Annotated in this window: 5 protein-coding genes and 1 riboswitch; all 5 genes read right to left on the reverse strand. The window is 75.6% G+C overall.

Features of this window, described 5'->3' with window-relative positions; genetic code table 11:
• A partial coding sequence (locus B0E53_RS31030) for a hypothetical protein (protein WP_107079234.1) occupies nucleotides 1-509 on the reverse strand: 509 nt, incomplete at its 3' end.
• Between the two features lie 98 nt (nucleotides 510-607).
• Complete coding sequence (locus B0E53_RS31035) at nucleotides 608-1,675, reverse strand: hypothetical protein (protein WP_107079235.1); 1,068 nt, start codon at nucleotides 1,673-1,675, stop codon at nucleotides 608-610.
• Nucleotides 1,676-1,679: 4 nt separating this feature from the next.
• A riboswitch (cyclic di-AMP (ydaO/yuaA leader) is annotated at nucleotides 1,680-1,811 on the reverse strand.
• Nucleotides 1,812-1,954: 143 nt separating this feature from the next.
• Complete coding sequence (locus B0E53_RS31040) at nucleotides 1,955-2,869, reverse strand: cation diffusion facilitator family transporter (RefSeq protein ID WP_107079237.1); 915 nt, start codon at nucleotides 2,867-2,869, stop codon at nucleotides 1,955-1,957.
• Nucleotides 2,870-2,956: 87 nt separating this feature from the next.
• Nucleotides 2,957-5,071 (reverse strand): AAA family ATPase, encoded by a 2,115-nt coding sequence (locus B0E53_RS31045; protein ID WP_107079236.1) that lies wholly within the window; start codon nucleotides 5,069-5,071, stop codon nucleotides 2,957-2,959.
• Between the two features lie 107 nt (nucleotides 5,072-5,178).
• Nucleotides 5,179-7,489, reverse strand: a 2,311-nt coding sequence (locus tag B0E53_RS31050) for an AAA family ATPase (RefSeq protein ID WP_246835684.1), incomplete at its 5' end; no start/stop codon positions are given.

Below are 7,489 nucleotides of genomic sequence, written 5' to 3' on the forward strand. Positions count from 1 at the left end.
CAGCCGCGCCGCCCGGCCGGCGCCGGTCGCCGGGCCGCCGGGCGGGCCGGCCGCAGCCGCCCCCACGGCTTGTACGTGGACAGCACCGTGACGACGAGCAGCAGCGTGCTGGAGACGGTCGGCGCGACCACCAGGTCGACGCGCAGGTGGGTGTCGGCCGCCCCGGCCAGCTCGCCGAGGTGCCGGACCCGCGGGGTGAGCAGGAGCAGCACCAGCGCGAGCACCACGCTGGTGACGGCGAACTTCACCAGCACCCAGCGCCAGCGCAGCAGCCCCCACGGGGTGAGCAGTGCGCTGGCCAGCCCGACCAGCCAGACCGCCACGCTCAGCGGGGCGAACAGCCAGGTGACCAGCAGCGCGGCCGCCGGATAGACCACCTCGGGGTCGGCCCCGCGCAGCCCGGCCACGCCGAGGGCGAGCAGCACCAGGTCGGCGCCGAGCCAGCCCAGCGAGGTGACCAGGTGCAGGGTGAGCAGGGCCTTGCGCCCGGCGGGGGAGAGTCGACTCATGCCCCCGATGCTCGGCCGTCGCGGGCGCCGCGTCGTGGGCCGCCCGGCGACACCCGGCGTACGTCGTGGGGCGTAGGCCGGGTGCCGCCGGGGCGGGGTCAGTACACCGACAGGTGCACGTGGTTGGTGTGGTCGCTGGACGGGTCGCCGTTGCCGCCGCTGTACGCCTTCCAGCCGCTGCTCGGCAGCCAGATCTGCTTGTACCAGATCACGTAGAGCACGGCGAGCGGGTCGGCGTTGCGGATGAAGTAGGCGGCCAGGTTGTTGCCGTACGTCTTGTCGCCACCGGTGGCCACGCCGCCGAAGCCGTCCTTCTGCGCGGCGAAGTCGCAGGCCCGCCCCTTCGGGTGCTCGCCCGAGCCGCTGGGCCGGTGGCAGGAGACGTACCGGGTGAAGCCGGCCGCCTTGGCCTGCTGGAGCGCGTGCAGGGTACGCGGGGTGATGCAGCCGTCGGCCGGCGTCGGGTCGTTGACGCTGCACGACTCGGGCGGCCAGGAGCCGTCGGAGTTGCGCGGGGCCGGCTTCGCGTTCGCCGAGGAGGTGCCCTGCACGCTGCCGCCGCCGCTGCTGGACGCGCGGTTGTTCGCCACCTCCAGGGCGCGTTCGGCCTGCTGCTTGCGCTTGGCCATCACGGCGACCTGCTTGCGCTGCTCCTGGATCTCGCCGGTGAGCGCGGCCTGCGTGCGGGTGGCCTCGTCCCGGGTCTCGATCAGGTCGCGCAGCGCCCGGTCCTCGTGCGCGGCCACCTGTTCCAGCGCCGCCGCGCGATCCATGAAGCCCTCCGGGCTGCTGCTGCCGAGCAGCGCCGCAGCCGTGCCCATCCGCCCGGCCCGGTACGCCACTCCGGCGATCTCGCCGACCTTGGCGTCGCGCACGGTCAACTCGGCGTTGACCGTCTTGAGCTGAGCGGTGAGCTGTTGCTGCCGGGTCACCGAGCGGTTCAACGCGGCCCGCGCCTCCAGCCAGCCCTTGCTGGCCGCGTCGAGTTGGGCGCGCAGCGCCGGAGTACCGCCCTCGTCGTCACCGGGTGCGGCGGCGAGCAGGGCGGTCGCCGGAGCCGCCGAGGCGGGGGAGACCGGCGCGGTCACGACGCCGAGGGTGAGCGTCGCGATGAGCAGGGCCGCCAACCGGGCGACCGTCCGTCGTACAGGTGCCACTGGGGGCATTCACATGTCCTTCCGTCAACCGCCGACCGGGTTAGCTGACGGGTTCGGGACGGAAGATCCCTACCGCTCACGCGGATGCACCCCACGAACGTGGTTCCCCGGCTCGCCCCTGCGGGCGATTAGGCGACGGCCGCCGCAGGCGCCGGTGGGCGCCGCCCGGCGGAGGCCGCGGTCGATCCTACCGGCGCTGTTCCGGGCCGGCTCCGCAGGTGGAAGCCGATCGCCCGGTCAAAACCGGCACAAGTGCACAATAGCCACTTGGATTTAAGATTGCCCTAATTACCACTCGACCGCACCGCAGGCCCCGGGAGACGCTCCGGGTTCGATCTGCAACGTTGCGTGATCGATCGAGAAGTCCTCGTGCAGGGCGGCACGGGCGGCGGCCAGTACGTCGCCCACCTCGGCGCCCGGCGCCATGGTCAGGTGGGCCGAGGCCACCTCCATGCCCGAGGTGAGCGTCCAGACGTGCAGGTCGTGCACCTCGGCGACGCCGGGCACGGCGGCCAGCCGGTCGTGCACCGCGGTCACCTGGAGGTGCTCCGGGGCCGCCTGCACCAGGATGCGGACGGCGGCCCGGCCGAGCCGCCAGGTGCGCGGCAGGATGAACAACCCGATCGCCACGGCGACCAGCGGGTCGGCCCACCACCAGTCGGTGAGCGCGATGACCACGGCGGCGCCGATCACCCCGAGCGAGCCCAGCAGGTCGCCCAGCACCTCCAGGTAGGCCCCGCGCAGGTTGATGCTCTCCTCGGCGCCGGCGCGCAGCAGCGCGAACGCGGCGATGTTGGCGAGCAGGCCGAGCACCGCCACGGCGAGCATCGGCCCGGCGAGCACCTCCGGCGGCTCGCCGAACCGGCGTACGGCCTCGACGAGGACGTAGACCGCGACGGCGCCGAGCAGCACCGCGTTGGCCAGCGCGGCCAGCACCTCGAGGCGGTAGAGCCCGAAGGTGCGCTGCGGGTCGGTGTCGGCGTGCCGGGTGGCGGTGATCGCGGCGAGGGCCATGCCGATGCCGAGGACGTCGGTGAACATGTGCCCGGCGTCGGAGAGCAGGGCCAGCGATCCGGTGGCGAACGCGGCCACCGCCTCGACCACCATCAGGGCGGTGAGCAGCGCGAAGGCACCCCAGAGTCGACCCCGGTGGCGGTGCGCGGCGTTGGCCACCGTGCCGCTGTGGTCATGACCTGCGCCCACGCCCACACCCTCTCGTCCGCCGCACCGGCTGGGCTCAATCTATGCTCACATCGCTATGTGTGCAAGTGAACGGGCGGTGAGCCGTCGTCAGCCGACCGGGTCGAGCGTGGTCAGGCGCTGGGTGGCCCGCGAGAGCGCCACGTAGAGGGTGCGGACGCCCGACCCCGGATCGGCCCGGATCTCGCTCGGTGCGACCAGCACCACCCCGTCGTACTCCATGCCCTTGGCCTGGAGGCTGGTCACCACCTGGAGCCGGCCGCCGAGGTCGCCCAGCCAACCGGCCACCTCGTCCCGGCGCGGCACCGGCGTGATCACCCCCACCGTGCCCTCGACCTCGGCCAGCAGCGCCCGGGCCGCCGCCGCGGTGGCGGCGGGCAGCTCGGCGGCGGGCACGGTCCGCTCCACCGGTGCCACGCCGGTGGAGCGCACCGCGGTGGGCAGCGCGAGGTCCGGGTGGACGCGGCGGATCTCCGCGGCCGCCACCGCGAAGATCTCCGCCGAGTTGCGGTAGTTGGTGGTCAGCTCGTACCGGTACCGGCGGCGCCGGCCCAGCGCCTGGTCCCGGGCCCGGGACAGCTCCTGCGGGTCGCCGGTCCAGGCGGTCTGCGCCGGGTCGCCCACCACGGTCCAGGAGGCCAGCCGACCGCGCCGGCCGATCATCCGCCACTGCATCGGCGAGACGTCCTGCGACTCGTCGACCACCACGTGGGCGTAGTCGCGGTAGTCCTCCGGACGCTCCCGGGCGGCGGCCCGCGCGGCCCGCTGCCGGTCGGCGAACGTGCTCAGCTCGCGTACGCCGCCGGCCAGCTGGAACGGGTCCCGCTTCGCCCTCGCCCGCGGCACCGGCTTGCCGAGCAGCGCGTCCAGCTCGTCCAGCAGCGCCACGTCGGCGATGGTGAGCCCCTCGGCGTCCAGGCTCCGGTACGCCTCGGTGAGCAGCCGGATCTCGGCCCCGGAGAGGATGCCGCCGGCGTACCGGCGCAGCCGCTCCGGGCGGGCCAGCCAGCCCAGCACGTGCCGCGGGTGCAGCCGGGGCCACCAGGCCTTGAGGAAGTCGCGGAACTCCGGCCGCTCGATGATCTCGTCCTCGAACGCGGGCTGCTCCGGCAGCCGGCCGATCCGCAGCGCGCGGGCCTGCGCCCAGAGCGCCGCGAGCACCGCGTCGAAGGCCATCCGGCGCACCTCGTTGCGGCGTGCGCCCCGGGACAGCGCCCGGTCCCGGACCGCGTCCAGCTCGGCCCGCTCCAGCCGGAGCAGCTCCCCCCGGTAGAGCAGGCGCAGCTCGGTGGGGGAGTCGGGCACGGCGTCCCGGACCGAGCGCTCCAGCACCCGGCGCATCCGCAGCGACCCCTTCACCGCGGCCACCTCGGGCGGATCGGTCCGGGTCGCCGACAGGCCGGGGAAGAGCGAGCCGAGCGAGTGCAGGGTGGCGGTCTCCTCGCCGAGCGACGGGAGCACCGAGGCGATGTACTGGACGAACACGCTCGACGGGCCGACCACCAGGATGCCGCCCCCGGCGTACCGGGCCCGGTCGGAGTAGAGCAGGTACGCGGCCCGGTGCAGGGCCACCGCCGTCTTGCCGGTGCCCGGGCCGCCGGAGACGATCGTGACGCCGCTGGCGGGGGAGCGGATCGCCTCGTCCTGCTCCCGCTGGATGGTGGCCACGATGTCCCGCATGCCCCGCCCGGTGGCCCGGGAGAGAGTGGCCAGCAGCGCGCCGTCGCCGACCACCGCCAGGTCCGGCGGCGCCGACTCCGGGTCCAGCAGGTCGTCCTCGATCCGGGTGACCCGCTCCGCCGACGACTGGATCGTGCGCCGCCGCACCACACCGCGCGGCTCGGCCGGGGTGGCCTGGTAGAACGCCGCGGCGGCCGGCGCCCGCCAGTCCACCACCAGGGTCTCGGCGTTCTCCCCGCGCACGCCGAGCCGCCCCACGTGCAGCACCTGCCCGGTGCGCAGGTCCAGCCGGCCGAAGACCAGCCCCTCGTGCTCGGCGTCCAGCACGTGGCGGCGCTGCGCCGCGTGGAAGACCATCGCGTCCCGCTCGACCAGCGCCCCGAAGTTGCCGACCCGGGCCAGCTGGTAGCCCTCCCGCTCGGCGTCGGCGGCCGACCGACGCAGTTCGGCCAGCCGGGCGTACACCCGGTCGAGATGCCGTTGTTCGACGGCCATCTCCCGTTCCAGGGTGGTCTGGTCGCTCAACGCGGGGGCTCCTGTGTCAGACGGCGGGCTGAATGAGGGTACGGGCCGCCGACCCGGCCGCTGTCGGGGCCATGCCGTTGCCCGCTGCCCGCCGGTGGGGTTGCCCGTTATGCGGACGTTCCCACCCGCTGCCCGGACGTTCCCGCGTCCCTCCCCGTGAGCACCTGGTGCAGCACCCCGGCGACGGCCGCGTTCACGTCGTCGGGGCGTTCCATCATCAGCATGTGGCCGGCGCCGGGGCAGACGGTCAGCTCGGCGGTGGGCAGCGCCGCGGCGATCGACTCGGCGCACGGCGGCGGGGTGAGCCGGTCCCGGTCGCCGACCAGCGCGGCGGCGCGGGCCACCGCGCTGAGCACCGGCCAGCCCTCCCGGGGCAGGTCGACCAGGCGCTCGTCGGCCAGGGCCGCCCGGCTCGCGGCGAGCGCGGCCACCTTGTCGTCCACCGCCAGGGCGGCCTCGATGCGCAGTTCGCGCAGTGGCAGCCGGTGGTTCGGCCAGAGGTAGGGCCGGGCCAGGAAGGCGAGCGCCCGGCCGACCAGCTCGTCGGCGGCGGGATGCGCACGGGCCAGCCGCAGCCCGGCCCGAAGCTGGAGCCAGTGCAGCCCGGAGACGCCCGGCGGGTCGATCCGGGCCGCCTCCGCGCAGGCCGCGTCGGCCTCGTCCCAGCGACCCAGCGCGATCAGCGCCTCGGCCCGGTTCGACAGCAGGTACGCCCCGGTGGAGCGGCTGATGCCCACCCGGCGCGCCTCGCTCACCCCGGCCTCGGCGGCCTCCTCGGACTCGGCATACCGGCCCAGCTCGTAGAGCACGTCGGAGAGGTACACCAGGGCGCTGACCAGCGCCGGCGCGTTGCCGGTGGCCCGGGCCAGGGCCTCGGCCCGGCGCAGCTCGGCCAGCCCCAGGTCGGGGGCGTTGTCGGTGCGGCAGAGCAGGGCGATCCGGGTGGGCAGCAGGGCCACGTCCTCGCCGACCGCCTCGGCCGCGGCCATCGCCTCGTCGGCCACCGAGGCGGCCTGCCCGGGGTCGATCTTGACCAGGTGCGCCGCGATGTCGGCGAGCAGCCGCACCCGCTCCGGCGTGTCCGGCACCCCGGCCGCCAGCCGGTACGCCTCGCGTACCTCGGCGGTGCCGTCGCTCTTGCCGAGCAGGGCGAGCAGCCGGCCGCGCCGGTGGAGCAGGCCGGCGGCGCGCAGCGGCTCGGCGGCGGTGTCGACCTCGGCCAGCCCGGCCCGGGTCAGGGTGAGCGCCCGGTTGTAGTCGCCGGCCGTGCTGGCCGCGTCCAGGGTCTCCTCCAGCACCCGCAGGTGGTCCATGCCGAGCCGGTCTGCCGCGTCGGGCACCAGCTCCCACAGTTCCAGGACCCGCTCCAGCAGCCGGCTCTGCTCGGCGTACGCGTAGCGGTCGGCGGCGGCCCCGGCGGCCGTCCGGGCGGCGATCAGGGCGCGCGGGTGGTCGTGCGCCGCGTACCAGTGGTGGGCGATCTCGGCCGGGGCGCGACCGGCGGCCACCAGGTGCGGCTGCGCCTCGATCGCGGCGGCGTACCGGGCGTGCAGCCGGGCGTGCTCGCCGGGGAGCAGGTCGTCGTGGACGGCCTCGCGGAACAGCGCGTGCCGGAACTCGTAGTCGCCGTCCGGGTCGGCCACCACGAGCTGGCCGGCCACGGCGGCGCGCAGCGCGTCCTCCAGCTCGGCCTCGGGCAGGCCGGCCACCTCGGCGAGGAGTTGGTGGGCGAAGCGGGTGCCGCCGGCGGCGGCCATCCGCAGCACCCGCTGGGCCGGCTCGGGCAGCCGGTCCACCCGGGCCAGCAGCAGGTCGCGCAGCGTCTCCGGCAGCACCGCGCAGCCGACCGGGTCGCCGGCCGCGGCCAGCTCCTCGATGAAGAACGGGTTGCCCTGGGTACGCCCGTGCACGTCGTCGACGGCGCGGGCGGCCGGCTCGGCGCCGAGCAGGTCGGCGAGGATGGCGGCGGTGCCGTCCCGGTCCAGCCGGCCCAGCTCGATCCGGTCCACGCCCCGGGCCCGGTCCAGCTCGGCGAGGAAGGGGCGGAGCGGGTGGCCGCGGTGCAGCTCGTCGGTGCGGTAGGTGCAGACCAGCAGCAGGCGGGTGGCCCGGGCGGCCCGGACCAGGAAGCCGATCAGGTCGCGGGTGGAGCGGTCGGCCCAGTGCAGGTCCTCGATCAGCAGCACCAGCGGCCGCTCCTCGGCGATCCGCCGGAACAGGTCGGCGACCAGGTCGAACAGGTAGCCGCGCGGGGTGTCGGAGACGGGCAGCCCGGTGGGCGCGGCGGCCCCGGCCGGCACCCGGGCCAGCTCGGGCAGCAGCCGGGCGAACTCCGCCTCGTAGCCGGCGAAGGCGGCCGGGCCGTCGTGGCGCAGCACGTCGCGCAGCGCGGCGGCGAACGGCGCGAAGGGCAGGCCG

It is taken from the genome of Micromonospora sp. MH33 (genome assembly GCF_003013775.1).
In the GTDB taxonomy this organism is placed as follows: domain Bacteria; phylum Actinomycetota; class Actinomycetes; order Mycobacteriales; family Micromonosporaceae; genus Micromonospora; species Micromonospora fulviviridis.

Bases quoted from the DNA above. Each gene is read 5' to 3' on its own strand.
- B0E53_RS31035 (WP_107079235.1), bottom strand. From the start codon at position 1,675: ATGCCCCCAGTGGCACCTGTACGACGGACGGTCGCCCGGTTGGCGGCC.